Annotated in this window: 30 protein-coding genes, 1 tRNA gene and 1 pseudogene; 22 read left to right on the top strand and 10 right to left on the bottom strand. The window is 58.8% G+C overall.

The genetic code is table 11. The features are described 5' to 3' along the window. Positions 1 to 1895: calcium-binding protein (locus KBY83_RS10525; protein WP_255019502.1), on the top strand; the 1895-nt coding region annotated here is incomplete at its 5' end. Between the two features lie 317 nt (positions 1896 to 2212). After that, on the top strand, positions 2213 to 3166 hold the full coding sequence (locus KBY83_RS10520) for an IS1595 family transposase (protein ID WP_255019501.1): 954 nt from the start codon (positions 2213 to 2215) through the stop codon (positions 3164 to 3166). 6 nt (positions 3167 to 3172) lie between these two features. Here the strand turns inward: KBY83_RS10520 and KBY83_RS10515 are convergent. The 7 genes and pseudogenes from KBY83_RS10515 to KBY83_RS10485 all read right to left on the bottom strand — a co-directional run. After that, positions 3173 to 3568: pseudogene (locus KBY83_RS10515) on the bottom strand (glucosidase); the annotation flags it as partial. Between the two features lie 259 nt (positions 3569 to 3827). Further along, entirely contained in the window at positions 3828 to 4028 is a 201-nt protein-coding gene (locus KBY83_RS10510; RefSeq protein WP_255019500.1) for a hypothetical protein, read from the bottom strand. A gap of 250 nt (positions 4029 to 4278) precedes the next feature. Then, the gene (locus tag KBY83_RS10505) at positions 4279 to 4446 is read right to left on the bottom strand and encodes a hypothetical protein (RefSeq protein WP_255019499.1); all 168 of its coding nucleotides are present in this window, start codon (positions 4444 to 4446) and stop codon (positions 4279 to 4281) included. A gap of 12 nt (positions 4447 to 4458) precedes the next feature. Then, the gene (locus KBY83_RS10500) at positions 4459 to 5070 is read right to left on the bottom strand and encodes an L-threonylcarbamoyladenylate synthase (RefSeq protein WP_255019498.1); all 612 of its coding nucleotides are present in this window, start codon (positions 5068 to 5070) and stop codon (positions 4459 to 4461) included. Continuing rightward, positions 5060 to 5956 (bottom strand): peptide chain release factor N(5)-glutamine methyltransferase, encoded by an 897-nt coding sequence (gene prmC, locus KBY83_RS10495; protein WP_255019497.1) that lies wholly within the window; start codon positions 5954 to 5956, stop codon positions 5060 to 5062. Before prmC ends, KBY83_RS10500 begins: the two co-directional genes overlap by 11 nt. 9 nt (positions 5957 to 5965) lie before the next feature. After that, positions 5966 to 7120, bottom strand: a complete 1155-nt coding sequence (locus KBY83_RS10490) for a DNA-processing protein DprA (RefSeq protein WP_255019496.1) — start codon at positions 7118 to 7120, stop codon at positions 5966 to 5968. 27 nt (positions 7121 to 7147) lie between these two features. Beyond that, positions 7148 to 7591 (bottom strand): acyl-CoA thioesterase, encoded by a 444-nt coding sequence (locus tag KBY83_RS10485; protein WP_255019495.1) that lies wholly within the window; start codon positions 7589 to 7591, stop codon positions 7148 to 7150. A gap of 113 nt (positions 7592 to 7704) precedes the next feature. Between KBY83_RS10485 and KBY83_RS10480 the strand changes: the two genes are divergently transcribed. Continuing rightward, positions 7705 to 8553 carry a universal stress protein gene (locus KBY83_RS10480; RefSeq protein WP_254941589.1) on the top strand — a complete coding sequence of 283 codons (849 nt, stop codon included), beginning with the start codon at positions 7705 to 7707 and terminating at the stop codon, positions 8551 to 8553. On the opposite strand, the gene psbM is transcribed toward KBY83_RS10480, so the two are convergent. Together psbM and KBY83_RS10470 are read right to left on the bottom strand one after the other, a co-directional pair. Next, positions 8550 to 8657: a photosystem II reaction center protein PsbM gene (gene psbM, locus KBY83_RS10475; protein ID WP_015109223.1), complete on the bottom strand. Its 108-nt coding sequence runs from the start codon at positions 8655 to 8657 to the stop codon at positions 8550 to 8552. The two genes, KBY83_RS10480 and psbM, sit on opposite strands and share 4 nt — an antisense overlap. 48 nt (positions 8658 to 8705) lie before the next feature. Then, positions 8706 to 9191 carry a 2Fe-2S iron-sulfur cluster-binding protein gene (locus KBY83_RS10470; protein WP_106632819.1) on the bottom strand — a complete coding sequence of 162 codons (486 nt, stop codon included), beginning with the start codon at positions 9189 to 9191 and terminating at the stop codon, positions 8706 to 8708. Between the two features lie 114 nt (positions 9192 to 9305). Here KBY83_RS10470 and psbB point away from each other — a divergent pair, with 114 nt between their 5' ends. The 12 genes from psbB (at position 9306) to KBY83_RS10410 (ending at position 18431) form a co-directional block, all read left to right on the top strand. Further along, positions 9306 to 10865, top strand: a complete 1560-nt coding sequence (psbB, locus tag KBY83_RS10465; RefSeq protein ID WP_255019494.1) for a photosystem II chlorophyll-binding protein CP47 — start codon at positions 9306 to 9308, stop codon at positions 10863 to 10865. Positions 10866 to 10889: 24 nt separating this feature from the next. Continuing rightward, positions 10890 to 10985 carry a photosystem II reaction center protein T gene (locus tag KBY83_RS10460; RefSeq protein WP_010314684.1) on the top strand — a complete coding sequence of 32 codons (96 nt, stop codon included), beginning with the start codon at positions 10890 to 10892 and terminating at the stop codon, positions 10983 to 10985. Positions 10986 to 11109: 124 nt separating this feature from the next. Beyond that, a complete protein-coding gene (gene nrdR / locus KBY83_RS10455) occupies positions 11110 to 11604 on the top strand; it encodes a transcriptional regulator NrdR (RefSeq protein ID WP_255019493.1) in 495 nt (164 codons plus the stop codon). A 151-nt stretch (positions 11605 to 11755) separates the two neighbouring features. Continuing rightward, the gene (locus KBY83_RS10450) at positions 11756 to 12841 is read left to right on the top strand and encodes a 30S ribosomal protein S1 (RefSeq protein WP_255019492.1); all 1086 of its coding nucleotides are present in this window, start codon (positions 11756 to 11758) and stop codon (positions 12839 to 12841) included. Between the two features lie 24 nt (positions 12842 to 12865). Beyond that, complete coding sequence (locus tag KBY83_RS10445; RefSeq protein ID WP_255019491.1) at positions 12866 to 13681, top strand: HAD family hydrolase; 816 nt, start codon at positions 12866 to 12868, stop codon at positions 13679 to 13681. A gap of 21 nt (positions 13682 to 13702) precedes the next feature. After that, positions 13703 to 14950: a methionine adenosyltransferase gene (gene metK, locus KBY83_RS10440; RefSeq protein ID WP_255019490.1), complete on the top strand. Its 1248-nt coding sequence runs from the start codon at positions 13703 to 13705 to the stop codon at positions 14948 to 14950. Between the two features lie 15 nt (positions 14951 to 14965). Then, entirely contained in the window at positions 14966 to 16231 is a 1266-nt protein-coding gene (locus KBY83_RS10435) for an FGGY-family carbohydrate kinase (RefSeq protein WP_255019489.1), read from the top strand. 175 nt (positions 16232 to 16406) lie between these two features. Then, entirely contained in the window at positions 16407 to 16673 is a 267-nt protein-coding gene (locus KBY83_RS10430; RefSeq protein WP_255019488.1) for a DUF2470 domain-containing protein, read from the top strand. A 44-nt stretch (positions 16674 to 16717) separates the two neighbouring features. Further along, positions 16718 to 17404, top strand: a complete 687-nt coding sequence (locus KBY83_RS10425) for a ComF family protein (protein ID WP_255019487.1) — start codon at positions 16718 to 16720, stop codon at positions 17402 to 17404. Then, positions 17395 to 17467: transfer RNA gene (locus KBY83_RS10420), tRNA-Phe, on the top strand. Before KBY83_RS10425 ends, KBY83_RS10420 begins: the two co-directional genes overlap by 10 nt. A gap of 83 nt (positions 17468 to 17550) precedes the next feature. After that, positions 17551 to 17799 (top strand): hypothetical protein, encoded by a 249-nt coding sequence (locus KBY83_RS10415; protein WP_255019486.1) that lies wholly within the window; start codon positions 17551 to 17553, stop codon positions 17797 to 17799. Positions 17800 to 17828: 29 nt separating this feature from the next. Beyond that, on the top strand, positions 17829 to 18431 hold the full coding sequence (locus tag KBY83_RS10410) for a chromophore lyase CpcT/CpeT (protein ID WP_255019485.1): 603 nt from the start codon (positions 17829 to 17831) through the stop codon (positions 18429 to 18431). 16 nt (positions 18432 to 18447) lie between these two features. On the opposite strand, the gene KBY83_RS10405 is transcribed toward KBY83_RS10410, so the two are convergent. Continuing rightward, positions 18448 to 18861 (bottom strand): hypothetical protein, encoded by a 414-nt coding sequence (locus KBY83_RS10405; protein ID WP_254941599.1) that lies wholly within the window; start codon positions 18859 to 18861, stop codon positions 18448 to 18450. 512 nt (positions 18862 to 19373) lie between these two features. Here KBY83_RS10405 and KBY83_RS10400 point away from each other — a divergent pair. From KBY83_RS10400 to KBY83_RS10370, 7 genes are all read left to right on the top strand, one after another. Then, positions 19374 to 19892: a phycocyanin subunit beta gene (locus KBY83_RS10400; RefSeq protein WP_255019484.1), complete on the top strand. Its 519-nt coding sequence runs from the start codon at positions 19374 to 19376 to the stop codon at positions 19890 to 19892. A gap of 42 nt (positions 19893 to 19934) precedes the next feature. Then, positions 19935 to 20423, top strand: coding sequence for a phycocyanin subunit alpha (gene cpcA, locus KBY83_RS10395; protein WP_254937566.1), 489 nt, complete (start codon positions 19935 to 19937; stop codon positions 20421 to 20423). A 196-nt stretch (positions 20424 to 20619) separates the two neighbouring features. Then, a complete protein-coding gene (locus KBY83_RS10390) occupies positions 20620 to 21036 on the top strand; it encodes a hypothetical protein (RefSeq protein ID WP_255019483.1) in 417 nt (138 codons plus the stop codon). Then, positions 21033 to 21626 (top strand): phycobilisome polypeptide, encoded by a 594-nt coding sequence (locus tag KBY83_RS10385; protein ID WP_255019482.1) that lies wholly within the window; start codon positions 21033 to 21035, stop codon positions 21624 to 21626. The genes KBY83_RS10390 and KBY83_RS10385 overlap by 4 nt, the downstream gene beginning before the upstream one ends. Before the next feature lie 100 nt (positions 21627 to 21726). After that, positions 21727 to 22458: a pentapeptide repeat-containing protein gene (locus tag KBY83_RS10380; RefSeq protein ID WP_255019481.1), complete on the top strand. Its 732-nt coding sequence runs from the start codon at positions 21727 to 21729 to the stop codon at positions 22456 to 22458. 116 nt (positions 22459 to 22574) lie between these two features. Further along, positions 22575 to 23459: a phycobilisome linker polypeptide gene (locus KBY83_RS10375; protein ID WP_255019480.1), complete on the top strand. Its 885-nt coding sequence runs from the start codon at positions 22575 to 22577 to the stop codon at positions 23457 to 23459. A gap of 133 nt (positions 23460 to 23592) precedes the next feature. Beyond that, positions 23593 to 25209 carry a phycobilisome rod-core linker polypeptide gene (locus KBY83_RS10370; protein WP_255019479.1) on the top strand — a complete coding sequence of 539 codons (1617 nt, stop codon included), beginning with the start codon at positions 23593 to 23595 and terminating at the stop codon, positions 25207 to 25209. Positions 25210 to 25240 lie beyond the last annotated feature (31 nt).

Genomic DNA, 25240 nt, shown 5'->3' with positions numbered 1-25240 from the left:
TTGCTGCTGACGAGCTGACGGCACTTGATGATCTAACCACTGGCACCATCGATGCCAACGCTATTACCTCCATCACCGGCACCCTCGCTGCGGTAACGGGTGCCTATGAATCAAATCAAATATCTGGTCTGGGCGACAAAGCAGTCACCCTCACGGACACCGGATCGATTGCTGCTGACGAGCTGACGGCACTTGATGATCTAACCACTGGCACCATCGATGCCAACGCTATTACCTCCATCACCGGCACCCTCGCTGCGGTAACGGGTGCCTATGAATCAAATCAAATATCTGGCCTGGGCGACAAAGCAGTCACCCTCACGGACACCGGATCGATTGCTGCTGACGATCTAACGGCACTTGATGATCTAACCACTGGCACCATCGATGCCAACGCTATTACCTCCATCACCGGCACCGTGGCTGCGGTAACGGGTGCCTATGAATCAAATCAAATATCTGGTCTAGGCGACAAAGCAGTCACCCTCACGGACACCGGATCGATTGCTGCTGACGAGCTGACGGCACTTGATGATCTAACCACTGGCACCATCGATGCCAACGCTATTACCTCCATCACCGGCTCGGCAACCGATGTCGCTGCCGTCTATGCCGCCAAGGTCGTCTCTGGCAATGGCATCTTGGGCCTCGGGAATGAAGTCGTCATCATTATCGGTAATGACGCAGCTGCAGCTGATCTCCAAAATATCGATGCTGCCACCACTGGCACGATCGAGGCCAGATCCATTACCACCATCACCGGCACGGCAACCGATGTCGCTGCCGTCTATGCCGCCAAGGTCCTCTCTGGCAATGGCATCTTGGGCCTTGGGAATGAAGTCGTCCACATTATCGGCATGAACGCAGACGCAGCTGATCTCAAAAACATCGACGCTGCCACCACTGGCACGATCGAGGCCAGATCCATTACCACCATCACCGGCACGGCAACCGATGTCGCTGCCGTCTATGCCGCCAAGGTCGTCGCTGGCAATGGCATCTCTGGCCTCGGCAATGAAGCTGTCATCCTCAACACTGCCCACTCACTCAGCCAGCTCAAAGCGATCAATGACGCCACCACTGGCGCCATCACCCTGGACAATTATTCCGTTTCCCTCAACGGCTCCGCAGTTGATATCGCCGGTGCCCTGACCGGCATCACTGGTTACAGCGGGGCTTTGACTCTCACTGACACCGGATCGATTGCTGCTGACGACCTGACAGCACTTGATGCTCTAACAACTGGCAATGTTGACGCAAGCTCCGTTACTACAGTCACCGGCAAGCTGCTTGACGTTTCCACTGCATATAGATCCAACGGAATCGTCGGGCTCGGCAAAAATGCCGTCAGCTTGACAGATACTACACAAACTCGCTTGGGCGTTACGGCCTCAAATCAGGATATATTTAATCTGGCTTCAAATAAGCAAAAATTTGCCATCTCGTATAATGGCGATGACAATGACAACCGCTTTACGGGCTTAGCTGGTAATGACATCATCACTGGCAAAGGTGGCAGGGATACTCTAAGCGGGGGCCTTGGCATCGACGTTTTGACCGGCGATTTGGGAGCAGATACTTTCCGCTTCGATACGGCCCTTGGGAGCACTAACGTTGATAGCATTACCGATTTCAATATTGCCGAGGGGGATATATTCCAGCTGGAAAATACTGGTTCTGGTCTATTTACTGCAATCAGGGAGACAGGTGAGCTTGCGTCCAATGCGTTCGTCCTTGGTGCAGTCTTCACAAGTATTGACCAGCGTATCCGTTATGAATCAACAAAGGGTAATCTATTCTATGATCCCGATGGCATTGGTTCTGCGAAATCGGTGCTCTTTGCTAACGTTTCTCAAGGCTTGGCCATGAGTTCCAGTCAATTTCAGATCACATAAGCTAGTACCTGATTGGCCAATTGCCTGGATAAAAGAGTTTGACGCTGGCAGCAATGCAAAGAATAATCGGGCCAGGTGAATTTCAGCCCATTTATTCCGTTATCAATTTCCTTTGTTTATCTTGACCTGCCTAGGTTACTATTTTCGGCCTGTATTGACGTCGATCCCAGAAACTGACCAGACCTTATAGGAGATTCCCTGCCGGCCAGAATTGGCCTAGAGTAGCCCATGAAAGTTAAACGCCAACGTGATTACCCAGCTCACTCCGCACAGGGCGAACTGGTCGCATAGACTGGTACGCATATACCAGTTAGCCCATGTCGCGCAGTGCCGTCCAGTTTCAGAAAGGCCTCTCGCTGCCTGAGTTCCAACGGCTCTACGGCACCGAGGAGCTGTGTGAGGCTGCTCTGGAGAAGGTCTGCTGGCCCGATGGGTTCCGATGTCCGCGTTGCCAATTTCACAAGCATGGGCTGGTCTACGGCCGGCGGCTTAAGCGCTATCAGTGCCGATCCTGTGGGCATCAGGCCACGCTCACGTCCGGCACGATCATGCAGGCCACCAAGCTGCCGCTGACCACTTGGTTTCTAGCCTTTTATCTGATCGGCCAGGCCAAAACTGGGATCTCTTCACTGGAACTCAGCCGCCACCTGGGCGTCAACTACGACACGGCCTGGCTGTTGCACAACAAGATCCTACGCGCCATGACTGAGCGGGAGGAGGCCTACCTGCTGCGGGGAAAGATTCAGATGGATGATTCCTACCTCGGCGGAGAACTCCCGGGTGGGAAGCCAGGTCGGGGATCAGAGAACAAGATCCCAATCGTTGCGGCCGTCTCCTTGAACGAGGCTGGCCATCCAATTCACGCCAGGATCACAGCCGTGAGTGGCTTCTGCTCAGAGGCGATCGCTGAATGGGCCAAACGCCATCTGATGCCCGGCAGCCAGGTGCTCTCCGATGGCTTGGCCTGCTTCCGAGCCGTGACGTCAGCCAACTGCCACCACAAGTCTGTTGTCACCGGTGGCAAGCACCCCAACGACCTGCCGCAGTTCCGCTGGATCAACACGTTGCTGGGCAACCTCAAGACCAGCTTCTGCGGCACCTTTCATGCCTTCAACTTTGACAAGTACGCCCGGCGCTACTTGGGCGGCTTCTGCTTCCGCTTCAACCGGCGTTTCTCAATGGTTGCGATGACGGAACGGATCGCCAATGCAGTCTGCTGCTGCACGCCTTGCACGGAGCGCGATCTCAGGCTTGCGGAGGCTTATGGGTAATCACGTGTAGGAATGCGTTGGCGTTGAATCCAGGTAGTAATAATATTCTTTGACATCTTCGCCGTGGTTCCCTTCGCTGTTGGTGAGGCCAAAGAGGCGTTCCTTAATGATCGGGTCTTTGCCATTCCAGAGTGCTAAGGCGAAGCAAAGCAGCTGGCGGTCATCGCTGATGCCTGCCAGGCCATCCTCTCCCCACTGGTAGGCGCGGGATCTTGCCTGATCGTGACTGAAGGATTCCCAGGCATCGCCATCGGGGCTGTCGTCCTCGCGCACCGTGCCCCACTGCCTTTCGCTCAGGTAGGGACCCCACGCTCTCCACGGCTTTTGGCCCTGGTCGGCCTCCGCTAGGCGCTGGTGCTCAGGCGAGAGGGCTTCTGAGGATTGGGCCTGGGACACCACCATGGTTAACGAAGGCTTGAAATCAGTCCCTCTCACACTAAGGGGGGGCTGTTACGGCTGCTACTACTAGTGGGTGGGGGTAGGGGCGACCCCATGAGCGGCTGGATAAGTGACTACACAGATGGCAAAGGTGCGAGATCCGCGCCAGTGTCAATGCCGAGGGATTTGCCTTCTCGCTGCCAAAGCGAAGCAGGAGATAGCGTGCCAGCAATGTTTCCCAAATGCTGATAATTCTCCATTGTCAAGCAGCCGAAGAGAGATTTCAATCATAACCCTGCGGTGTTTCAACCATCCGTTGCTGACCAGAGTTCATCATCTCTGTGTAGGAAAGAGCCCTTGGCCGCTCCGGTTCAAAGGGAATAATCCTTAGGTCTTCTCTTTGAGCTCCAGGTTTCCCGGCAATGAGTTTTCTAACAGTCCAAGCCACGGCCAAGAAAGCAACCAGAGCAACAAAGACTGTCATGAGCTTCCCACATGCCTTGCCTTCCTAATTATGCAGTAGAAACAGCTGCCACCTGAAATACACAGAGCCAAGATCACCACCACCAGCGTCTGTGGATCGCCTGAGGTCACCAACAAAGTGGCTGTGCATGCGACACCCTGCGGGTGAGCAACCAAACCGGCCAGGGAAACTGGAGCAACTGGCGCCTGCCGCTATCTCAAAAGAAGTGGTAATCGACCGCCAAACCGTTACTAGTCCAAACCCAGGCGCCCTAGATGTCCCCCTGGGCTCGCCCAGCCAGAAGCCAGATACCAAGGGCAAGCAGCAACCAGGGCAAAAAGCTGAGCTCCATCAAGTCGGACAACACCTGCAGCAAGGGCGCCATAGCCCAATAAAAAACCGCTACCGAGACCGCCACCACAACAATCAGAGCTCCCATGCCTACGCGCTCCTAAATGCCTGGGGGCAGTAGAGCACCGGCCCGCAATACCCGCCAGCCGCCCTCAGCGCGCCAAGCAACAACCGTGCTGGCCTGACCTGCGGCGAGCGGCCAAGGGATCGGTGCGAGAAGCGGCACCTCGGGAAATTGCTGGGCAGCCTCCTGAGCTGTACATGCGGCCGGACAGCCTGAAATGTTGGCGCTGGTTGTAGCCAAGGGGCCACTTAGCTGCAGCAAGGCCTGGGCTTCCGCACTGGACGGCAGCCGCAGGCCCAAGCTCGACCCACCGGGATTGAGGGCCTCTGCCACCACTCCAACGGCAGGTAGCACCAAAGTGACCGCCCCTGGCCAGGCCCAAGCAGCCATCTCCAACCACTCAGAGCGCGGCGCTACGCCGAGGCAAGCAAACAGATCTTCGGAGCTGGCCGCCATCAAGATCAAAGGCTTGTCTGCCGGGCGTTGTTTCAGGCGCCAAAGCTGGTTGGCCTGGCCAGGTGAAGCCGCCAGGGCTGGCAAGGTATCTGTGGGGAACAGGGCAGCTGAACCCTGAAGGAGCAGTGCCGCCAGATCTGGCGGCTCCACGGCTGGAGATGGAACCGGCAACAATCCGGGCTTAATGGTCATGGCAATCCCTGCCCGATCCTGGCCAGCGAGCCGACGCAAAGCGCTCTACACCCTCGAGATCCCCATGGAAGCGCACCTCGGCATATCCGGCAGCACTGAGTAGGTCGATCACCGCATGGCTCTGGTCGAAGTGATGCTCCATCAGCAGCAGACCACCAGGCGCAAGGGCCTCCGCCCCACCCGCCACTATTAGGCGCAGGGCGTGAAGTCCATCGACTCCGCCATCGAGGGCTATTACCGGCTCATGCTCTCTAACCCCGGGCTCCAAACCAGCCCATACCGCAGTCGGTATGTAGGGGGGATTGCTCACCACCAGATCAAACTGTCCCCACCAGGGGCTCAACGGCTGCCACCAACTGCCCTCCAGCAATTGCACCCGATCGGCAACGCCTCCTGCCGCCAGATTGAGGGCCGCCTGACTAAGCGCCCCTGGACTGCAGTCGACGGCCCAGCCGCGACTGGAGGGCCAGGCGAGAGCCAAGGCCAGGGCCATACAGCCAGAGCCGGTGCCGAGATCGGCCCAACAGCCCGGGCCGGAAGGGGCCAGCGCCAGGGCCAACTCCACCAGTAATTCCGTTTCCTGTCTAGGGATCAGCACTCCTGGAGCGACGCTGATCTCCAGGTCACGCCAGGGGCAGCGCCCCACAAGGTATTGAAGCGGCTCGGCGGTATCGAGATGGCGTCGCCACATCGCCTCCAATTGGTTGAGCTCGCAGGCCAGTTGAACCGGCAGCTGAGCATGAAGCCGCAGCTGTTGTTGAGCCCGCCAGGGCAGGCCTCCCGCCAGATCCAGCAGCCAGTCAAAGTCTCCAGGGCTCCCGCCCAGGGCTAGTTGCTGTCGGCGCCAGGCCAACAATTGCTCCCCATCGAGCTGCCCATTCACCATGGATTCAGGCTAAGCCGGACGCCAGCAAAGCCCAGGCTCAGCCCGCACCAGCCCCTGAAGCTCCAAGGCCAGCAGACGGGAGGCAAGGGAGGCCGCAGGCTCCTCCAGCATCAGGCAGAGCTGCTCAAGCGAAGCTCCGTGCCCCAAGGCTGCTAGCAGCAAGGGATCGGCTGATCGCAGTAGCCCGTGGGAGGCCACAGGAGCAGCGGGATCTGGCGAGGCCAGGGGGCCAGGCCCTAGCTGGCGAATTAAATCTGCGGGCTCAAGCAGCACCGTGGCGTCTTGGGCGAGCAGACGATTGCTACCGGCAGCAGATGCCTTGCCCGCATCAGCCGGCACGGCCCAGACCGGCAACTCCTGCTGCATGGCGAGGGTGGCCGACTGGAGAGCCCCACTGCGCATAGGGCACTCGACCACCACCACCGCCCGAGCCAGGCCGACCTGCAGCCGGTTGCGAGCCGCAAAATGGCCTGCCTGCACCGCAGTGCCCGCCGGCAACTCGCTTACCAGCAGCCCCCCGGCACCCACCTCAGCCTGCAGCTGCTGATGGTGCCTGGGATAAACCCGCTCAAGGGGAGTGCCCAACACCCCCACAGGCCTGCCGCCCTTGGACAAGCAGCCCCGGTGTGCGGCTCCGTCGATCCCTTCTGCCAGGCCACTCACCACCGGCCAACCCGCCTGGGCAAGGGCCGCACCGATCGCCTCAGCCATGGCCAACCCATGCAGGGAGGGCCGGCGCGTGCCCACGACCGCAATGGCCTGGCGGCGCCGAAGCAGGGGCCACAACCAGCCCTTACCCCGCCAATAAAGGCGCAGAGGCGGCCGCGCCAAGGCGAGCAACTCGGGCGGAAAGGCCGGATCAGCCGGCACCAACACCCCCCTGCCGCCACGCAGCTCTTGGCAGAGCCGGGGCAAGGGATCGGGACCCCAGCGGTCGCGATAGCGCTGCAGCTGGCGGCAACCCACCGCACCAAAACCGGCAAGGGCAGCAAAGGCCTCGAGCGGAGCGCCCCAGGCTGCCGCCCAGCCACAAAAGTTGTCCCGAATGGCAACCAGCCGCTGGGCGCCAATTCCTGGACAACCCGACCACAGCAGCCACCAAAGCCGCTGCTCCTGATTCCAACCGGCGCCATCGGCGCTCCGCAGCAACCCCTGAATCGCCATAGCGCTTTCAGTACAGATGTACTGATCTTAATGCGGTCCCCGCGCCAGGGCTGCGACCGCGGCCTCCAGATCAGCGGGCAAGCGGCGCACCAGCCGGCGCTGATCCAGCCCAGGGGCGCTCTCCACCAGCACAAGCTCAACACTTGCCTTAGCCGCCAGCTTTCCGCTTGCAGCTACAAAACGGCTGCGCCAGGGCAACTTCAGACCACAGCGCGGCAGCACCTCGCTCCACAGCTGCACAACATCGCCGTGAAACAGGGGCTGCTTGTAGTCAATGGTCAAACTCACCACCGGCAGCTCCAAGCCGCGAACGGAAAGATCGCTGTAGGCGATACCAGCTGCAGCCAGGGCCTCCACCCGCGCCTCCTCAAGCCAAGCCACGTAAGCGCCGTGCCACATCACGCCGGCGTGATCCGTGTGCTGGGGCAGCACACGGCGCTCCAGCAACCAGCCTTCAGACACTCTCTTCACCACAGCCGGGCCAGCTTGGCCGGAGCGGGATGGTTGCGGTGTAGCGGGCAGATGGTTTGCACTTGCAGATCGGCCATAGGCTGACAGGCAGCCTGCTACTTCGAGTCTTCTCAGTGTTTCGCAACGTTCTAATCGCCGATTCCGGCAAAGGCCACGTGGAAGAGATGGTGCGTATGCTGCGCGACATCCCGGCGGTCCGTGCAGCCCGCATCAACCTGCTGCACGTGGTGCCTGAGCAGGCTGGTGAGAGCTTCGCGGAGCACTCCCAAAAAGCGGCGGTTATCGCCGCCGAAGCGGTGCAACGGCTCGGGCTCAACCCCAGCGAGGTGAACACGATCATTCGGCAGGGAGACACCAAGCAAACGGTGCTGAAGGTGGCCGACGAACTCAACAGCGACCTGATCGTGATGGGCTCCAGAGGCCTGGGCCGCCTCCAGTCGATCCTCAGCAACAGCGCCAGCCAATACGTATTCCAGCTCTCGACCAGGCCGATGCTGCTGGTGCGCGACGACCTTTACATCCGCCACATCAACCGGGTAATGGTGACCATCGATGGCACCGGGGTCGGTGACGATGCCCTGAAACTGGCCTGCGAGCTTGTGCGGGAGATTCCTGGCGGCAGCCTCACCGGCGTCCATGTCACCCGCCAAGACATCACCCCTTCTCGGGGCGGCAAATCCCCAGCCGATGCAGTCCTCGAAAAAGCCAGCCAGCGAGCCCGTGGCTACGGAGTGGAGCTCAAGGCAGTGCATCGCAGCGGCGATGTCGGCCGCAGCGTGTGCGCCGCCGCCGAGGATCTCAAAGCCGACCTGCTGGTGATCGCTTCCCAGGATCGGCGCCCGGTGGTTGCTCGAGGACTCGTCGACATCGACCGGCTACTGGGCAGCTCGGTGAGCGACTACATCCGCGTTCATGCCCCAGCCCCTGTGTTGCTGGTGCGGGAGCCTGAAGGGAGGAACTAGCCCCCCTGGCGGCTGTTGGTTTGAATGTAAAGAATGATCAAAAAGACCGCGGGAACCAACACGAACAAAAGGCTGGCAACAAAGCCGAGATCGTTGGTTTCCATGGCTGAAGGGGAAGTGAGGGGAGGGTATCACCGCCAAATGGGCGCTTTTCAGGAGGCTTCACCGCTCGTTGCGGTTGGGGCCTGTTCATCGCCCTGGCTCTGACCTTCACCCCCATCCTCTAAATCCTCCTCGCCTTCCTGTACCGGAGGGGCAGGCCAGGCTGTGGGGCCGCTAGGCAGGGGCTTGGCCTGGGCCTCCGCCACCAAATTTTCCTGGTCGGCCATGCCCACCTGGGGCCGAGTCAAAACCAAAACGGACTCCTGGACCATGGTTTGACAGGCAAGCCTCCAGGTTTGGGGGCGCCGGCGCAGTTTTTGGTCTTCCACGGCGGTACGGCCGCTCAGCACCTGGGCACCGGTGCCCTCCGGAATTGCCACAAAGCAGGTGATGCACTGGCCGCAGCCGCCGCAATTGCCTAGGGCACCCTTGAGGCCGTAGAGCTGAATGCCCTCCCGCAAAGCCACTTCTCGCAGGTTTTCGCCGGGATAGCACTCAATGTCGCGACCCTCGCGAACAAATCGGATCACGGGCATGAAACCTTTTTGCAGAGGTCCTCATTCTGGGCCAGGCCGTTGCGGTCCGTTACCTGGAGCGCACCGCGGCCGGAGCGCCCCTTACGATCGCCCAACCCACCCAGAACTACCCCCATGGGATTGCCCTGGTATCGGGTGCACACGGTCGTCATTAACGACCCGGGCCGATTGCTCGCAGTGCACCTCATGCACACCGCCCTGGTTGCCGGCTGGGCCGGCTCCATGGCGCTCTATGAGCTCGCAATTTTTGATCCGTCCGACGCGGTACTCAACCCGATGTGGCGCCAGGGCATGTTTGTCATGCCTTTCATGGCCCGACTCGGCGTAACCGGCAGCTGGGGCGGCTGGAGCATCACCGGCGAAACCGGCGTTGACCCTGGATTCTGGAGCTTTGAAGGTGTGGCTGCAGCCCACATCGTCTTCAGCGGCCTGCTCTTCCTAGCCGCCATCTGGCACTGGACTTATTGGGATCTAGAGATCTGGCAGGACCCACGCACCGGCGAACCTGCCCTCGATCTACCCAAAATCTTTGGCATCCACCTGCTACTTGCCGGCCTTGGTTGCTTCGGATTCGGGGCCTTTCACCTCACCGGGGTCTTCGGACCTGGCATGTGGGTCAGTGATCCATATGGAATTACGGGACACTTAGAGCCAGTCCAACCATCCTGGGGCCCAGAAGGATTTAATCCCTTCAACCCTGGCGGCATCGTGGCCCACCACATTGCTGCTGGCATCGTTGGAATCATTGCTGGCATCTTCCACATCACCACTCGCCCGCCGGAGCGCCTCTACAAGGCCTTGCGCATGGGCAACATCGAAACGGTGCTGGCCTCGGCGATCGCCGCTGTCTTCTTCGCGGCTTTCATTGTTGCCGGCACGATGTGGTATGGCGCTGCAGCAACCCCTGTAGAGCTGTTTGGCCCCACCCGTTATCAGTGGGACCAGAGCTACTTCAAGACGGAAATCAATCGTCGAGTCCAAACCGCGCTCGACAACGGAGCCACCAAGGAACAGGCCTATGCCTCGATTCCGGAGAAGCTGGCCTTCTACGACTATGTCGGCAACAGTCCTGCCAAGGGCGGCCTGTTCCGGGTTGGTCCGATGGTGAATGGCGACGGTCTCCCCACAGGCTGGATTGGCCACATTTCCTTCACTGACAAAGATGGCCGGGACCTTGAGGTGCGCCGCCTGCCCAACTTCTTCGAGAACTTCCCCGTAGTTCTCCAAGATCAAGAAGGCATCGTTCGCGCCGACATTCCCTTCCGTCGGGCTGAGGCCAAGTATTCCTTTGAGCAGACCGGTGTGACGGCTACCGTCTACGGCGGCGCCCTCAACGGCCAAGTCTTTACTGATCCTGCCGACGTGAAGCGCTTGGCTCGCAAGGCCCAGCTGGGCGAAGCCTTCGAGTTTGACCGCGAGACTTATCACTCTGACGGTGTCTTCCGCAGCTCACCCCGTGGTTGGTTCACCTTCGGACACGCCACCTTCGCCCTTCTGTTCTTCTTCGGCCACATCTGGCACGGTGCTCGCACCCTGTATCGCGATGTGTTTGCCGGTATTGATCCCGACCTGGGCGAACAAGTGGAATTCGGTCTATTCCAGAAATTGGGCGACCGCTCGACCCGTCGTCTGCCCGAGGGCTACGTGCCCCCGGCAGGCAGTCCCCTCAGCTGACCGCCAGCACCCCCGAGGACATCCATGGAAAGCTTCGCTTACATCCTGATCCTGGCCCTGGCCATCTCCACGCTCTTCTTTGCAATCGCCTTCCGCGATCCCCCCAAGATCGGCAAATAATCAGCCAGAGCCCTTTAAAGCCCCTGCTTCGGCAGGGGCTTTTTTGTTGTGCGATAGGCGAATGCAGGCCTTTCCAAATGAAAAAGTGCTGCTTACACTTGAAAGACACTCCCGGATGCCAGGGATGCAATGTCCCTCATGCCAACACACCGATAGCCGGGTGCTCGAATCTCGAGCGGCCGACAGTGGTCGCAGTGTGAGGCGGCGGCGTGAGTGTCTCAACTGCGAATTCCGCTTCACTACCTATGAACGGGTAGAGACAGTGCCGATCACTGTGGTGAAGCGCAACTCCTCGAGGGAAACCTTCAACCGCGTCAAGTTGCTGCACGGGCTGCTGCGCGCCTGCGAAAAAACAGGCCTAGAGCCGGCCCGGCTCGAAGGGGTGGTGGATGAAATCGAACTCCAGCTGCAGCAACGCAGCGGACGGGAGGTGAGCAGTGCCGAAATCGGTGAACTTGTGCTTCAGCAGCTCAGCGAAATGAGTGAGGTTGCCTATGTGCGCTTTGCCTCTGTCTATCGCCAGTTCCAGGGCGTAAGCGACTTTGTGTCCACCTTGGAAGGACTGCACACGCGCAGTGGTGGCCGCTTGCGCAAAGCCAGCTTGGCCCCGGTCAGCTGACCTGCTTCAGCTGACCGGGTTCACCTGAAGCAGGTCAAAGCAACGGAAACACGCTGCTGCCGCATTGGTACAGTGGCAAGTCGGGTTTGCTCTGCTGGCGGGCAGATCATCCGTTCCTTTCCTACTGCTTCAGGCAGACCGCCACCTATCCATGACCGTGACCCCTTCCGATACCAGCACTGAAGCGCTCAACCAAGACGCGATCAGTGCCGAGGCCGAGCTCGATTTCGCCGCCGCCATGGGCGATGACCTCGATCTAGGCATTCCGGAAGAGGTCCCCACCGCCGATGACCCCAGCAGTCGCGCTGCATCCCGCAACGACTCTGATGGCGTGGGTTTCACCCTGGATGAGTTTGCCTCGCTACTGAGCAAGTACGACTACAACTTCAAGCCGGGTGACGTTGTCAACGGCACCGTGTTTGCCCTGGAATCGAAGGGCGCCATGATCGATATCGGCGCCAAAACAGCGGCGTTTATGCCGGTGCAGGAGGTGTCGATCAACCGGGTTGAGGGCCTCAGCGACGTTCTCGTGCCAGGCGAGGTGCGCGAATTCTTCATCATGAGTGAGGAGAACGAAGACGGCCAGCTCTCGCTTTCCATACGCCGCATCGAGTATCAGCGTGCCTGGGAACGGGTGCGCCAGCTGCAGAAAGAAGACGCGACCATCTACAGCGAAGTGTTTGCAACCAACCGTGGTGGCGCCCTGGTGCGGGTAGAAGGCTTGCGCGGCTTCATTCCCGGCAGCCACATCAGCACCCGCAAGGCCAAAGAAGAGCTGGTGGCCGACTTCCTGCCCCTCAAGTTCCTTGAGGTGGACGAGGAGCGCAACCGCCTGGTGCTCAGCCATCGCCGCGCCCTGGTGGAACGCAAGATGAATCGCCTCGAAGTGGGCGAAGTGGTGCTCGGCACCGTGCGCGGCATTAAGCCCTACGGCGCCTTTATTGATATCGGTGGAGTCAGCGGCCTGCTGCACATCTCCGAAATCAGCCACGAACACATCGAGACACCGCACACGGTGCTCAATGTCAACGACCAGATGAAGGTAATGATCATCGACCTCGATGCCGAGCGGGGCCGGATCTCCCTCTCGACCAAGGCCCTCGAGCCAGAGCCCGGCGACATGCTCACCGACCCTCAGAAAGTGTTCGATAAAGCCGAGGAAATGGCCGCCCGCTACAAGCAGATGCTGCTTGAGCAGGCCGAAGACAACGAACCAATGGGCGTCACCCTCGACTGAGCCAGGCCCAACTACGAGCCCTCCATGGCTGAGCTGTTTCTGCGGGGACAACCCCTGGCCGATGCCTCGGGAACACCATTCCCAATCGAAGCGGTGTTGTTCGACAAGGACGGCACCCTTTGCATCAGCGAACCCATGCTGCACACCCTGGCCACGGCCAGGGTTTTTCATGCCTGCGAGCTGTTGGGGAAACGCCACCCGGAGCTACCCGCCAGCCGATGCGACGAGCTGGCTCAGCTACTACAGAGGGCCTACGGGCTTCGCAATAGCGCCATCCATCCGGCCGGCGCCACGGCCGTCGGCTCCCGCAGCCACAACCTGATCTCCACCGCCACAGCGTTGGCCCAGGTTGGCCTTGGCTGGCCAGAAGCCCTGGAATTAAGCGAAATCGTATTTGCGGCCACCGATGGCCTGCATGGCCAGGGGAGTGAGCACCGGCCCATCGCCACCGCCGGACTCCACGATCTGATGCAAGCACTGCAGGAAGCAGGAGTGGTGTGCGCCGTGATCAGCAACGATGACGAGGCTGGCATCGAAGCTTTTCTGGCCAGCCAAAACCTCAGGTCCAGGTTTCAAGCCCTGTGGAGTGCCGACCACAACCCGCGCAAGCCAAACCCGGCGGCGGTGCACGCCCTCTGCGCCCAACTCGAAATACAGCCCAACCGTTGCGCCCTGATCGGCGATGCCAATAGCGACCTGCGCATGGCCCAGCAGGCGGGAGTGCCCGTGGTGCTCGGCTATGGGGCGGGCTGGAGCATCGCCCCGCCGCTAGATCCGCGCTTCCCCTGCCTGCAACATTGGCGCGAACTCCAGGTAAACGCAGGCCAGCACATAAGCTGACTTCAGTTGATTCAAAGCTGCATGAGCCGCTACGTCTTCACCTCCGAGTCGGTAACCGAAGGGCATCCCGACAAGATCTGTGACCAGGTGAGCGATGCGGTGCTTGACGCCCTGCTGGCCCAGGACCCGGCTTCTCGAGTTGCCTGCGAGACCGTGGTCAACACCGGCCTTTGCCTGATCACAGGTGAAGTAACAACCACCGCCCGGGTTGACTTCAACACCCTGGTAAGGGGCGTGATCAACCAGATCGGCTATGCCGGTGCCCGCGCCGGCGGCTTCGATGCTCACAGCTGCGCCGTGCTGGTGGCCTTAGACCAGCAGTCCCCCGATATTGCCCAGGGGGTAAACGAGGCCGACGACCACGACGGCGACCCCCTTGATCTGGTGGGAGCAGGCGACCAGGGGATCATGTTTGGCTACGCCTGCAACGAGACGCCAGAGCTAATGCCTCTGCCGATCAGCCTGGCCCATCGCTTGGCGCGGCGGCTGGCCGAGGTGCGTCACAACGGCAGCCTCGGCTATTTGCTGCCCGATGGCAAAACCCAGGTGAGCGTCGTCTACGAAAACGAAGTGCCCGTGTCAATCGACACGATCTTGATCTCCACCCAGCACACAGCTGAGATCGATGGCATCTCGGATGAAAAAGCAATTCGGGAGCGCATTGCCGCCGACCTCTGGAGCCACGTGGTGGAGCCCGCCACCGCCGATCTGGCCCTCAAGCCCTCTCAGGCAGATACTCGCTTCCTGGTGAACCCCACGGGCAAATTTGTAGTGGGCGGCCCCCAGGGTGACGCCGGTCTAACGGGCCGCAAAATCATCGTCGATACCTACGGCGGCTATGCCCGCCATGGCGGTGGCGCCTTCTCGGGCAAGGACCCCACCAAGGTGGATCGCTCCGCCGCCTACGCCGCCCGCTTCGTGGCTAAAGCTCTCGTGGCTGCAGGCCTGGCCCGCAAATGCGAAGTGCAGCTCAGCTACGCCATCGGCGTAGCCAAACCAGTCAGCATCCTGGTGGAAAGCTTCGGCACGGGCGCCATCAGCAATGCCGACCTCACCACCCTGGTGCAGGACCAGTTCGACCTGCGCCCCGGGGCCATCATCGCCACCTTCGGTTTACGGGAGCTGCCCCAGCAACGCGGCGGCCGCTTCTATCAAGATGTGGCTGCTTACGGCCATTTTGGCCGCAGCGACCTGGATCTTCCCTGGGAAAACGTGGACGCCATCGCTGCCACGCTCAAGCAGGTCACTGCAGCCCAGGTCGGCGCCTGAGCTGCAGGCCGGCGGGTGAACACTGCACTTGCCCTTGGGGTGGATCTGGGCAGTAGTGGCCTGCGGATTGCCCTGATAGGGCCAGACGGCGAGCAGCTGATCGAAGAGTCCAGCCCCTATCCATCCAGCCTGGAGGAGCCTTTGGGCTGGGCGGAGGGCCTAGCAAGCCTCTGCGGGCTGCTGCCAGCAGCTACCCGCAAGCAGGTTGGGGCCCTGGCGGTGGATGGCACCTCCGGCACCCTGCTGCTGTGCCGTCCCGATGGCCAGCCTGGCCCAGGCTGCCTAAGCAAAGCCTTGCCGTATCACTTCGCTTGCCGTGAGCAGGCCCCTATTGCTGCAGCCATGGCCGGTTCAGGCCCAGCCGCCAGTGCCAACGGCAGCCTGGCCCGAGCCCTGCACCTGCTGGCTCAGGCCCAGGAAATCGGAGCGGGCGGACCCTGGCTGCTGCGTCACCAGGCCGACTGGCTAACCGGCTGGTTGCTTGGTGACTGGAGCTGGGGGGAAGAGGGCAACAACCTGCGCCTCGGCTGGGACCTACAACGGCAGGGCTGGACTGGCTCGATCGGGCGCCAGCCGTGGTCCACTGCCTTGCCGGCGATTCGCCCCAGCGGCACGGTGCTGGGGCGAATCGCTGCTACGACCGCCCAAAAGCTTGGACTGGCACCTGGCTGCCAGGTGGTAGCAGGCAGCACCGACGCCAACGCCGGGGTGCTTGCCGCCCAGCCAGGTAGGGGCGATGGCGTCACCGTGCTGGGTACCACCCTGGTGCTCAAACAGTTCAGCCCCAGGCCGATCGAAGGGCCAGGCATCAGCTGTCACCGAGTGGCAGGAAGCTGGCTCGTGGGTGGCGCCTCCAATGCCGGAGCCGGCATCCTGAGGCGCTTCTTCAGTGACGGACAGATTGAAGAATTGAGCCGCCAAATCGACCCTCGCCAGCCCACGGGTCTGCAGCTGCGGCCGCTACCAGCCCGTGGGGAACGTTTTCCCGTAGACGATCCTGTGCTCGAGCCGCTACTAGGCCCGCGCCCGATCAGCGACGTCTGCTACCTCCAGGCCCTGCTGGAGGGCCTCACAGCCCTAGAGAAACAGGGCTGGCAGCGGTTGCAAGCGGCCGGCGCCCCCGCCCTGGAGCGGGTGATCACCCTGGGGGGCGGGGCCCGCAACCCCCAATGGCGGCGGCTGCGCCAGCAGAGCCTGGGCATACCGGTGCTGAATCGACCGAGGTGCACAGCTGCCCTTGGCATGGCCAGACTGGCCGCAACAGCCCTGCAAAAACCATGAATGACCGCCTGCGCTCTGTGATCTCCATGGCGGTGTTTGTGGTGCTAGCTGGCTATGTGGGCTTTAGTGCCCTGCGTCTTAGCCTGTTGTTGTGGCAGCGCTTCGGCGCCGCCTAACTCCCTCAGCAGCTTCATCCGAGCCAGAATCACACCCATACCCACCGCCGCTCATCACCATGGCCGCCGACCCCATCACCTCCGCCGTGAGCGATCGGATTTGCCGACACATGAATGACGACCATGCCGAGGCGGTGCTGGCCTATGCCCGTCACTACGGCGGCCTAGGCGCAGCCGAAAAGGCAAGCCTGGTAGCAGTCCGAGCCGAAGCCATGGAGCTTGATGTGGATGGCGCCAAGGTCACAGTGCCCTTCGACCACTGCCTTAGTGACAGTGAAGATGCCCATCGCACCCTGGTGGCGATGTTGCGGGCCCTGCCCCGCTGATGCCGGCGGCGTGGGAACCCTGCGGGAAACCTGCAGACCCATCCATGGTCTCCTGGCCCCCTGGCCCAACTCCCCTCACGGCAGGGCTGTTAAAGCTGCTGCCCCTGGACTGGATCGCCAAACCACCAAGCCTGCACGCCGATCTGGCGGCGGAATTACCCGAGGGGGGACGCCAGGGCAGTGATCCCATCCATTGGTGGGCCGCTGGCATGTACTCGGGGCGGCTGCGCCGGCAGCTTCTTTATCTGCGCACCCATCCGAATCCAGCAATGGTGGCAGCTCTGGTACAGCAACTAGCGGCAGGACTGGGCGCCGAACCTTGGGCCAGACCACCCCTGCTGGTTGCGATCCCCAGCTGGAAGCGGCGAGCCAACCCACTGCCAAGCCTGCTGGGCAGAGCTCTTAGCTGGCAACTGGGCTGGCGCCAAGTCCCCCTCCTGCAACGCAGTCGGGCAGTGCTGGGCCAGCACCACCTAGGCCGCGAACTGCGCTGGGCCAACCAGGCGGGAGCCTTTCGCTGCTCCGCGTCTGGGCAGCAACAGCACCCCCGAGAGAAACCAGCTGTGGTGCTATTGGACGACATCCTCACGACGGGTGCTACGGCCTGCGCCGCCGCTGACAGCCTGCGCGAACAGGGCTGGCACGTGGCTGGCATGGCCTGCCTGGCCCGAACCCCGTGGCAGGGCCGTGATCTAAGATCGATTAGTCGCTTAGGCGACGGGCCGGGATAGCTCAGTTGGTAGAGCAGGCGATTGAAAATCGCCGTGTCCCCAGTTCAAATCTGGGTCCTGGCATTCTCATCCCACTACTTTCCTTCCGCGAAAAGCCTGCAGGGTTTGGGATGCCTCAACTAGAAACAGCTGAATATTGCAGCACCATGCGTGAGCATCCACTGAACTCCAACCGGATGTTCAATAACGCCGACAGCTTCGCTCAGGCTTTCGATGAAGCCTGGCAAAAGCATGAACAGCGCGATCCCCACCACGGCCTCGATCCAGCAGCCAAGGTCGATCTGATGCTCGAGGGGCTTGGCGACCATCCCTTTCTGCAAAACCAACCAGAGCTGGCTCAGCAAGTAGCCGCTTTTCGCCTCCGCCTCTTGGGGTTGGCCGGGCCCAGCCAGTAGCTTCATCCTCACAGCCGTGAACTGGCGTGATGGCGAGCTCCCTGGAGCGATTGGTGCGGATGTTGAGCGGTGGCTTCAGCAACCAGGAGCAGGCTTTTGAGAATCCGCCCCTCTACGCCCACATCCTGGTCAAATTCCGCCCCCTCCCCCAGCTGGCACCGGGCTCCCTGCTGCTGGAGCAGAGCTATGCGTTTAACCCGGCAGCTCCCTACCGAATTCGAGTATTGAGGGTGGAAGCACTGAACGGCCAGCTAACGATCGTCAACCAGGCGCTGGCAGAAGATCAACGCTTCTGGGGAGCGGTAGAGGACAGCGAACTCCGTGGCCGGATTCAAACCAGTGACCTATTGCCCCTCAATGGCTGCTCCTACGTGGTGAGCGAAGAGAGCGAAGGATTCGTGGGGGAAGTGGAGCCTGGATGTCGCTGTCTGGTGGAGCGCAAGGGAGCCACCTCCTACCTGGTGAGCCGGCTGGAGCTAAACCCAGCTGGCATGCGCACGATCGACAGGGGCCACGATCCCATCACCCACGAACATCTCTGGGGATCGCTGGCGGGTGCGTTTGAATTTGCCCGAACCGACGACTACAGCGACGAGATACCAGCCCATTGGTCTGAGCAGTGGCGCGATTGAGTGGCGCAATTGAGTCTCAGGCGCTGAGCTCATCGAGGAAGGGTTGCTCCTCTTCATCAAGGAAGGGCTCCTCGGCCAGGCTGTCATCTAGAAAGCTGTCCTGTAGAGCCTCCTGGGCATGGGCCAGCTGGGGGGCAACAACTGGACGCAGGTGACGGCCTACCCCTTGATTCTCGATACCTTTTAGCAAGCCTTCAAGACGAGCCAGTCGGTCTTCGGTGTCATCGAGTCGTAGCTCCGTCTCATCAGACAACGCGCCCTGGCTACCTGCCTGGCCCTCAAGCAGCGGTTCGAGCCTCAACTCCTGAGCGGCAAGCCGCTCCTCCAGTTCAAGCAGGCGGAAGGTGATCGCTTCAGCAACTTCCGAGAGGGTCTGCAGCTGGTCAGCCAGCCGCTGGGTGCAGTCTGCAACCTTTAGCTCAACAGCCATAACCAGTGCCGATGGAATGGGCGGATGGTATCGGCGCAGCCCGGAAGCGCCAGGGGTTGGCGCCCCAGAGCCTGCAGCGCAGCATTTGTAACGATTCCAAAAGCCTTGTGAAACAATCAAAACAGGCCATATTGAAGTGCGAAGAACAAGCGGTGCATGCCACCAATACGGAATGGCCAGGGAACGCCTCAAGAGCTCGAGTCATTGCTAGATCGCAAGTGGTGGAAGGCCAAGTTTTTTGAAAACGCCCCACCCAGCGCATTGTCGAGCTCAAAATGGGGCCCTTGCCGTGGCCCCCTGCACCGAGCAAAGCCCTCCAGGCCTTGGGGCAGTGACCGTTTGTTAAGGGAGCAGTAGGCAAGCAGACATCTTGATGAGAATGGGCGAACCAAGTTGATAACAGCCAGGTTGCTGCTCCCTGCCCACAAGGGGCACTGCGCAGCCCTGGGCCCTGACCAGCCTGGAACCCCTATCCACCCTTCCGACTATTCGTCGCGACTAGGAGCCTCCCAATGTTCGACGCCTTCACCAAGGTTGTAGCCCAGGCTGATGCCCGTGGCGAATTCATCAACGCCGGTCAAATCGACGCGCTTGCGGCGATGGTTTCCGAGAGCAACAAGCGTATGGATGCTGTGAACCGCATCACCTCCAACGCATCAAAGATCGTCACCAATGCGGCCCGCGATCTTTTTGAAGCTCAGCCGGCGCTAACGGCTCCTGGGGGGAACGCCTACACCAGCCGCCGCATGGCTGCGTGCCTACGCGATATGGACATCATCCTCCGTTACATCACATACGCCATTTTCAACGGCGATGCATCCGTGCTGGAAGACCGCTGCCTCAACGGCCTGCGGGAGACCTACCTGGCCCTCGGCGTTCCTGGCACTTCGGTTGCTGAAGGCGTTCGCAAGATGAAAGACGCCGCCATTGCAATTGCCAACGACCGCAACGGCATCACCCAGGGAGATTGCTCAGCTTTAATCAGCGAAATCGGCACCTACTTCGACCGCGCTGCAGCAGCCGTCGGCTGATCAGCTCACTAAAAAGTCAAACCAACTTATTCCCCCCTTCCAATGAAGACTCCCCTTACCGAAGCCGTCGCAGCCGCTGATTCCCAGGGACGGTTCCTCTCAAACACTGAGCTCAACTCGGCTTTTGGTCGCTTTGACCGCGCCAAAAATGCTCTCGCAGCTGCCAAGGGCCTAACAGCCAACGCAGACAACTTGGTGAACGGCGCTGCCCAGGCCGTTTACAACAAGTTCCCCTACACCACCCAGATGCAGGGCGCGAACTATGCCGCTGATGCCCGTGGCAAGGCTAAGTGCTCCCGTGACATCGGCTACTACCTCCGCATGGTCACCTACTGCCTCGTGGCTGGTGGCACCGGCCCCATGGATGAGTACCTGATTGCCGGGATTGATGAAATCAATCGGGCTTTTGAGCTCTCCCCCTCCTGGTACGTGGAAGCTCTTAACTACATCAAAGCCAACCATGGCCTTGCCGGCGAAGCAGCAACAGAAGCAAACAATTACCTCGATTACGCAATCAACGCACTTGTTTGATCTGGCCTCCCGGTAAAAAGTGATTGATAGCCTCCCTGCCCAAGGGAGGCTATTTTTATTGAACAAATAAAAGATATAAAGAGTTGCATGCAGAATGAGCAACAAGGCAATAGGCGAGTTGCATTAGGCGCGCGCGAAGATTCGAGAAAGACTAGACAGCCCGGGGAAACCGTCCTCCTGCCAAAACAAAACCATCATGCCGCACAATGAAATTTTTAGCATAAAAGACTTAATAAACCAAGCTGGAGAGGAACAGGAGATTCAGTACGGCACGAGCAAGGCACGCTTGCGCATAGACCTAAGAATTGACGACATTGGGCTTTGGAAATCCCATCACGACAAACATCCTGGCAACAAAAATCTTCTACTTGCCTGCGAAAGTAACAGCGGTGAATTATCAAACACCAATCTGACCTGGGTTGTCGGAGCAGCAATCCGTTCAGCCGTGGTTGAAGGAACGACCGGAGCAAGGAATCTACTTAAAAACCTCGGTGTGTCAGAAGAGCTAGTGGATCTGGCAGCAGAACACTGTCCAGACCTTGGCGGGACAGCAGTCTGGGCATTCCATTTGGAGCGACATGGCTGGCTAACCGCTACTCCTGTGGAATCGTGAACCTGACTAGAGAAGCTCAGCAGAAAATGGTGATCAGCCAACTTGCCAAGGCTGCAAAAGTATGCGGCATAAGCAATCGCAACAGCCTCCCCGAAGCGGCAAGGGTGTTGATAGCTAAAGCCGATACCTCCAAACGGTTCCTAAGCGCGGAAGAATTAAAAACAATATGTAACTGTTGCAAAACCTCAGAAGATGCCATTGGGCTACTGATAGCGGAATCAAACCAGGTAATCGACAAAGCAAGGCGACAATTACTAGCCCAACAACCACAGCTCACACTGGCTGGCGGAGAGCTATACCCGGAGCCAAGGGCAGAAGCCTGCTGGCGCGATTGCCAACAGTTTCTGCGGGTGATCATTTACGGGGTGGCGTGCGATTGCACAGAAATAACAGATATGGCCGGCATGAGCGCATTACGTCAGTTATACAAGGAGATGGAAGTACCTATCCCTGCGATGATGTATGTGCTAGCCCGGATGCGTACACTAACCACACAGCTCCTAGAAACTTCAAAGCATGGTCATGAGGCAACCTGCCTCAACAAGGCTTTTGACAACCTGTGCAACGCTCTGCTACCAACCGAGCCCTGATATCAGGAAGCGAAGCAAACCCAGCAAGCGATTACAGAAGCGAACACAATCACAAAACACAGATGTGTCTGATCACTTGCGAATCAAATCCTGCCCGAAAATGAATCAAAAGCATCAAGCATTTTTGTTACCTGAAGATCCAAGCCAATGGAGTGCTCCTGAAAAATGGAAACCAACTGCGGCTCAGCATCAACCCGTAGACGCGCGAGGTGCATGCTGGAACAACCGAGTCCTGGAATCACTTGATCTGCGTCAGGCAAACCTTTGTCGTATAGACATAAGAGGTGCAGATCTGACTACCTGCCTGCTAGAGGGATGCAATTTAACACTTGCCCGTTATGACAAAAATACTCGTGTACCCGCTGATTTTAATCTTGAAAAGTCGGGTGCAGTAGGGCCTGGTGCAGCTCTTAATGGGGCTTTTTTGAATGGTGCAGATCTCAGGGGTATGGACCTACAGAACACCAACTTCATGGGTGCGTACCTAAGCGGATGTGACCTAAGTGGTGCAGTATTAGACGGAGCACGTTTTGTAGGAGCAGACCTTAGGTTTGCAAAAATGCAAGGCAGTCGTTGCATAGGCGCACGCTTTACCGGTAGCCAGTTGCAACAGGCAGACTTTAGGGCCGCTAATTTAACAGAGGCAATCCTAGATGGGGCTGAAAGTATCAAGGGGGCTGACTTCAGTCAAGCTACGGGTTTAGATAAGATACAGCTAGCCAACCTCCTAACTCGCTCACACATCGAACTGGATTGCTGGAACCCACTCACTAGGCAAGCGACCCGGACGACACTGGAATCGCTGCTGGGATCCACAACAAGACCCGCATAGCGCGCTGGCACTGCCAGACAAAGCGAAGCGATTGAAACAAAAGATTGAGGTTTATAAAGCTACAGTCGAGGGCTATGGGATGCCGGGGATAATTGTAGGGTATCGCCACGAAAGTCATGCCGTTTGGTCCAGCCTCCATCCTGGGTGTGGAGAGCTTCTCCCAAGAGTGCGAGGCACCACGTGAGCTAGTTCCAGGGGACGACGACCAAGCGAAGGAGTCAGTAATCCGGGCTGTCTACAGACAGGTGCTTGGGAATGCCTACGTCATGGAGAGCGAACGACAAGTTGTTGCAGAATCGCAGTTCAAGCTAGGCGAGATCAGCGTTAGAGAACTGGTAAGACGTATCGCAAAAAGCGATCTTTATAGCACGCGCTTTTTTGACTCATGCGCGCGATACCGCTATATCGAGCTAGCTTTTCGCCACCTACTCGGACGTGCTCCAGGAGATTTTGAGGAAATGCGGGGGCATGCCGAAAGACTAGATACAAGTGGTTACGAAGCAGACATCGACAGCTTCTTGGATTCTGACGAATATCAGAACACCTTTGGTGAGTGGACAGTTCCATATCAGCGTGGGTGGAAAACAGAATCCTGTGCAACGCTTCAAGAGTTCACCTGGTCATTCCAGTTGCTACGTGGCAACAGCAGCAGCAGCCTAAAAGGCAACTTGGCTGGAATCAGGAGCCGTCTTGGCGGTGCTGCCTATCAGAACCGCCCCCTTCCTGTGGTGGCTCCCTCATCACAAGATTCCCAAGGCTGGAGCTTCCGCCCAGCTGCCAACCTGACAGATCCCGTTACCCGGATAGGTGTACTCGCAGGCGAAGCAGGCAAAGTCTATCGAGTTGAAGTAACAGCTTACAGGGCCAATAACGTGCGACCCACATCACGCTATAGGAAAGCAAACAGAGTACTCTTCGTCCCATTCAACAAGCTATCCGAGCAGTATCAACTTATTCACCGCGAGGGGGGCAAGATCGCAAGCATCACACCATTAAGCTGATCCATTGCTCAAAGCAGCCCTATTTAGCAACAGAGTTACCAAATCAGCAAAAAACAAAGGAATTAGATGTCCCAAAAACGTCTAACGACTTATCTTCCAACTAACAATGCACGTCCACTAATCCCATAGACCCATGACAGCAAATCAAAGCAATTCACTTGACTTCGGAGCCACTCAGCTGCTTGAAGCACCAGCAAGGTTTTCTCGACAAAGAACTGATACCGTAGAAACTGCCACAAGCGAAGATCAATTTCGCAACCAGCAGCTTCTAAATACGCCGTCAGCATTCACTGCAAACGACAATGCTGCTTTTCACATCGCAGTAAGAGCTGCATACCGGCAGGTATTCGGCAATGTTCAGCCGATGGAAAGCGAGCGCCTGCTGAGTGCCGAATCAAAATTACGCAATGGGGACATAAACGTACGGGAATTCGTACGAAGATTGGCCCAATCCGATTTTTATCGCTCACGCTTCTTTGATGCCGTGTCTCCGCATCGAGCAGTTGAGCTTAACTTCAAGCATTTGCTGGGCCGCCCCCCCCAGAATCAAGCAGAGGTTGCTAACCATGTGGCATTAATCGCCACAAGTGGCTTCACGGAAGAAATCAATAGCTATCTTGATTCCGATGAGTATCTAAAGTCCTTTGGCGAGGAAACAGTTCCATACCCAACAAGCTGGAACTCACCAGTAGGCCAGCCTCAAGCAGCGTTCAACAGGATCGCAGCACTTGAGCAGAATTTCGCTGGCAGCGACACAGCCGTAGGAACCAAAAGTCAACTGCTAGGCAATCTAGTTAGCGGCTACAGGCTCTCAATAAAAGTGCCTGCACAGGTTTACCGATCTGGTGCCCTAAGTCAGATGGGTAGAACAGCGGCTGGTTCGACCGGAATGTTAGTGCCTGTCAAGCGGAGCAGTGCCGATGGAGGCGACTCGACACCGATGCGTGGTGATCTATACGTTGGCTTTGGGCTTGGCCAGCGCCAGCAGGAAGTATTCGAGCGCTGCAACGGTGATTCAGCAGATCAGATTACTGCGCTGATCCGCTCGGTATACCGCCAAGTGCTGGGCAATCCCCATGTAATGGACAGCGAACGCAACTTAACAGCAGAAAGCCAGTTTGCTGAGGGAAGGCTCAGCACCCGTGAATTTATAAGAGCTATTGGACTCTCTGCAGACTATCGCCGTCGCTTCTTCGAAACAAATGCTCCCTACCGTTTTGTTGAGCTGAATTTCAAACATATTTTGGGACGTGCACCCGCATCTCAGGCCGAGATGAGTGAGCATCTACAAAGGCTAGCCATTCACGGCTATGACGCAGAAATCAACAGCTACGTTGATAGCGAAGAGTATCAGAACACCTTCGGCGAAAATACTGTTCCCTACCTGCGTGTCGCAACTGAAAATGGCCGCGAACAGGTTTCCTTTAATCGCCACATAGCACTAGTTCAAGGCTATGCGGCCAGTGACACCATTCAATGTGCCTCAAGCCTGCTGAATTCGGTAGCAACAAGATCTGCACCTACAAACTGGACAAATACAACCGTACGGATTAACAGGCTTGGTGCAGCCTCTGGATCAGCTGATCCCACATCCAAGCGGTTCCGTATTGTCGTCAATGCCCAGCCTGCAGGCGGCCGCCAACGCAACCCGAACGCCAGTTACGTAGTAAGCGGCAATGACATTACAAGCCAACTGGGATACATCCATAGACGCGGTGGTCGGATCATTTCTGTGACCGAAATCACCTAGAAAACACTAGTTCATTTATTCGGGACAACTG

This window comes from Cyanobium sp. WKJ7-Wakatipu (assembly GCF_024345355.1).
GTDB classification, from domain to species: Bacteria; Cyanobacteriota; Cyanobacteriia; order PCC-6307; family Cyanobiaceae; genus Cyanobium_A; species Cyanobium_A usitatum.
The sequence above is the reverse complement of the archived record's forward strand: the minus strand, read 5'-3'. Positions and strand labels throughout refer to the sequence as shown.

What these genes read in the sequence shown, in the direction of transcription:
- KBY83_RS10510 (WP_255019500.1), bottom strand. Translation starts at nt 4,028, where the DNA reads ATGACAGTCTTTGTTGCTCTGGTTGCTTTCTTGGCCGTGGCTTGGACT.
- KBY83_RS10410 (WP_255019485.1), top strand. Translation starts at nt 17,829, where the DNA reads ATGGCGAGCTCCCTGGAGCGATTGGTGCGGATGTTGAGCGGTGGCTTC.
- KBY83_RS10470 (WP_106632819.1), bottom strand. Translation starts at nt 9,191, where the DNA reads ATGCCCGTGATCCGATTTGTTCGCGAGGGTCGCGACATTGAGTGCTAT.
- prmC (WP_255019497.1), bottom strand. Translation starts at nt 5,956, where the DNA reads ATGGTGAATGGGCAGCTCGATGGGGAGCAATTGTTGGCCTGGCGCCGA.
- psbB (WP_255019494.1), top strand. Translation starts at nt 9,306, where the DNA reads ATGGGATTGCCCTGGTATCGGGTGCACACGGTCGTCATTAACGACCCG.
- nrdR (WP_255019493.1), top strand. Translation starts at nt 11,110, where the DNA reads ATGCAATGTCCCTCATGCCAACACACCGATAGCCGGGTGCTCGAATCT.
- KBY83_RS10415 (WP_255019486.1), top strand. Translation starts at nt 17,551, where the DNA reads ATGCGTGAGCATCCACTGAACTCCAACCGGATGTTCAATAACGCCGAC.
- psbM (WP_015109223.1), bottom strand. Translation starts at nt 8,657, where the DNA reads ATGGAAACCAACGATCTCGGCTTTGTTGCCAGCCTTTTGTTCGTGTTG.
- KBY83_RS10370 (WP_255019479.1), top strand. Translation starts at nt 23,593, where the DNA reads ATGACAGCAAATCAAAGCAATTCACTTGACTTCGGAGCCACTCAGCTG.
- KBY83_RS10380 (WP_255019481.1), top strand. Translation starts at nt 21,727, where the DNA reads ATGAATCAAAAGCATCAAGCATTTTTGTTACCTGAAGATCCAAGCCAA.
- KBY83_RS10520 (WP_255019501.1), top strand. Translation starts at nt 2,213, where the DNA reads ATGTCGCGCAGTGCCGTCCAGTTTCAGAAAGGCCTCTCGCTGCCTGAG.
- KBY83_RS10390 (WP_255019483.1), top strand. Translation starts at nt 20,620, where the DNA reads ATGCCGCACAATGAAATTTTTAGCATAAAAGACTTAATAAACCAAGCT.
- KBY83_RS10500 (WP_255019498.1), bottom strand. Translation starts at nt 5,070, where the DNA reads ATGACCATTAAGCCCGGATTGTTGCCGGTTCCATCTCCAGCCGTGGAG.
- KBY83_RS10375 (WP_255019480.1), top strand. Translation starts at nt 22,575, where the DNA reads ATGCCGTTTGGTCCAGCCTCCATCCTGGGTGTGGAGAGCTTCTCCCAA.
- KBY83_RS10405 (WP_254941599.1), bottom strand. Translation starts at nt 18,861, where the DNA reads ATGGCTGTTGAGCTAAAGGTTGCAGACTGCACCCAGCGGCTGGCTGAC.
- KBY83_RS10505 (WP_255019499.1), bottom strand. Translation starts at nt 4,446, where the DNA reads ATGGGAGCTCTGATTGTTGTGGTGGCGGTCTCGGTAGCGGTTTTTTAT.
- KBY83_RS10400 (WP_255019484.1), top strand. Translation starts at nt 19,374, where the DNA reads ATGTTCGACGCCTTCACCAAGGTTGTAGCCCAGGCTGATGCCCGTGGC.
- metK (WP_255019490.1), top strand. Translation starts at nt 13,703, where the DNA reads ATGAGCCGCTACGTCTTCACCTCCGAGTCGGTAACCGAAGGGCATCCC.
- KBY83_RS10445 (WP_255019491.1), top strand. Translation starts at nt 12,866, where the DNA reads ATGGCTGAGCTGTTTCTGCGGGGACAACCCCTGGCCGATGCCTCGGGA.
- cpcA (WP_254937566.1), top strand. Translation starts at nt 19,935, where the DNA reads ATGAAGACTCCCCTTACCGAAGCCGTCGCAGCCGCTGATTCCCAGGGA.
- KBY83_RS10430 (WP_255019488.1), top strand. Translation starts at nt 16,407, where the DNA reads ATGGCCGCCGACCCCATCACCTCCGCCGTGAGCGATCGGATTTGCCGA.
- KBY83_RS10425 (WP_255019487.1), top strand. Translation starts at nt 16,718, where the DNA reads ATGGTCTCCTGGCCCCCTGGCCCAACTCCCCTCACGGCAGGGCTGTTA.
- KBY83_RS10460 (WP_010314684.1), top strand. Translation starts at nt 10,890, where the DNA reads ATGGAAAGCTTCGCTTACATCCTGATCCTGGCCCTGGCCATCTCCACG.
- KBY83_RS10490 (WP_255019496.1), bottom strand. Translation starts at nt 7,120, where the DNA reads ATGGCGATTCAGGGGTTGCTGCGGAGCGCCGATGGCGCCGGTTGGAAT.
- KBY83_RS10450 (WP_255019492.1), top strand. Translation starts at nt 11,756, where the DNA reads ATGACCGTGACCCCTTCCGATACCAGCACTGAAGCGCTCAACCAAGAC.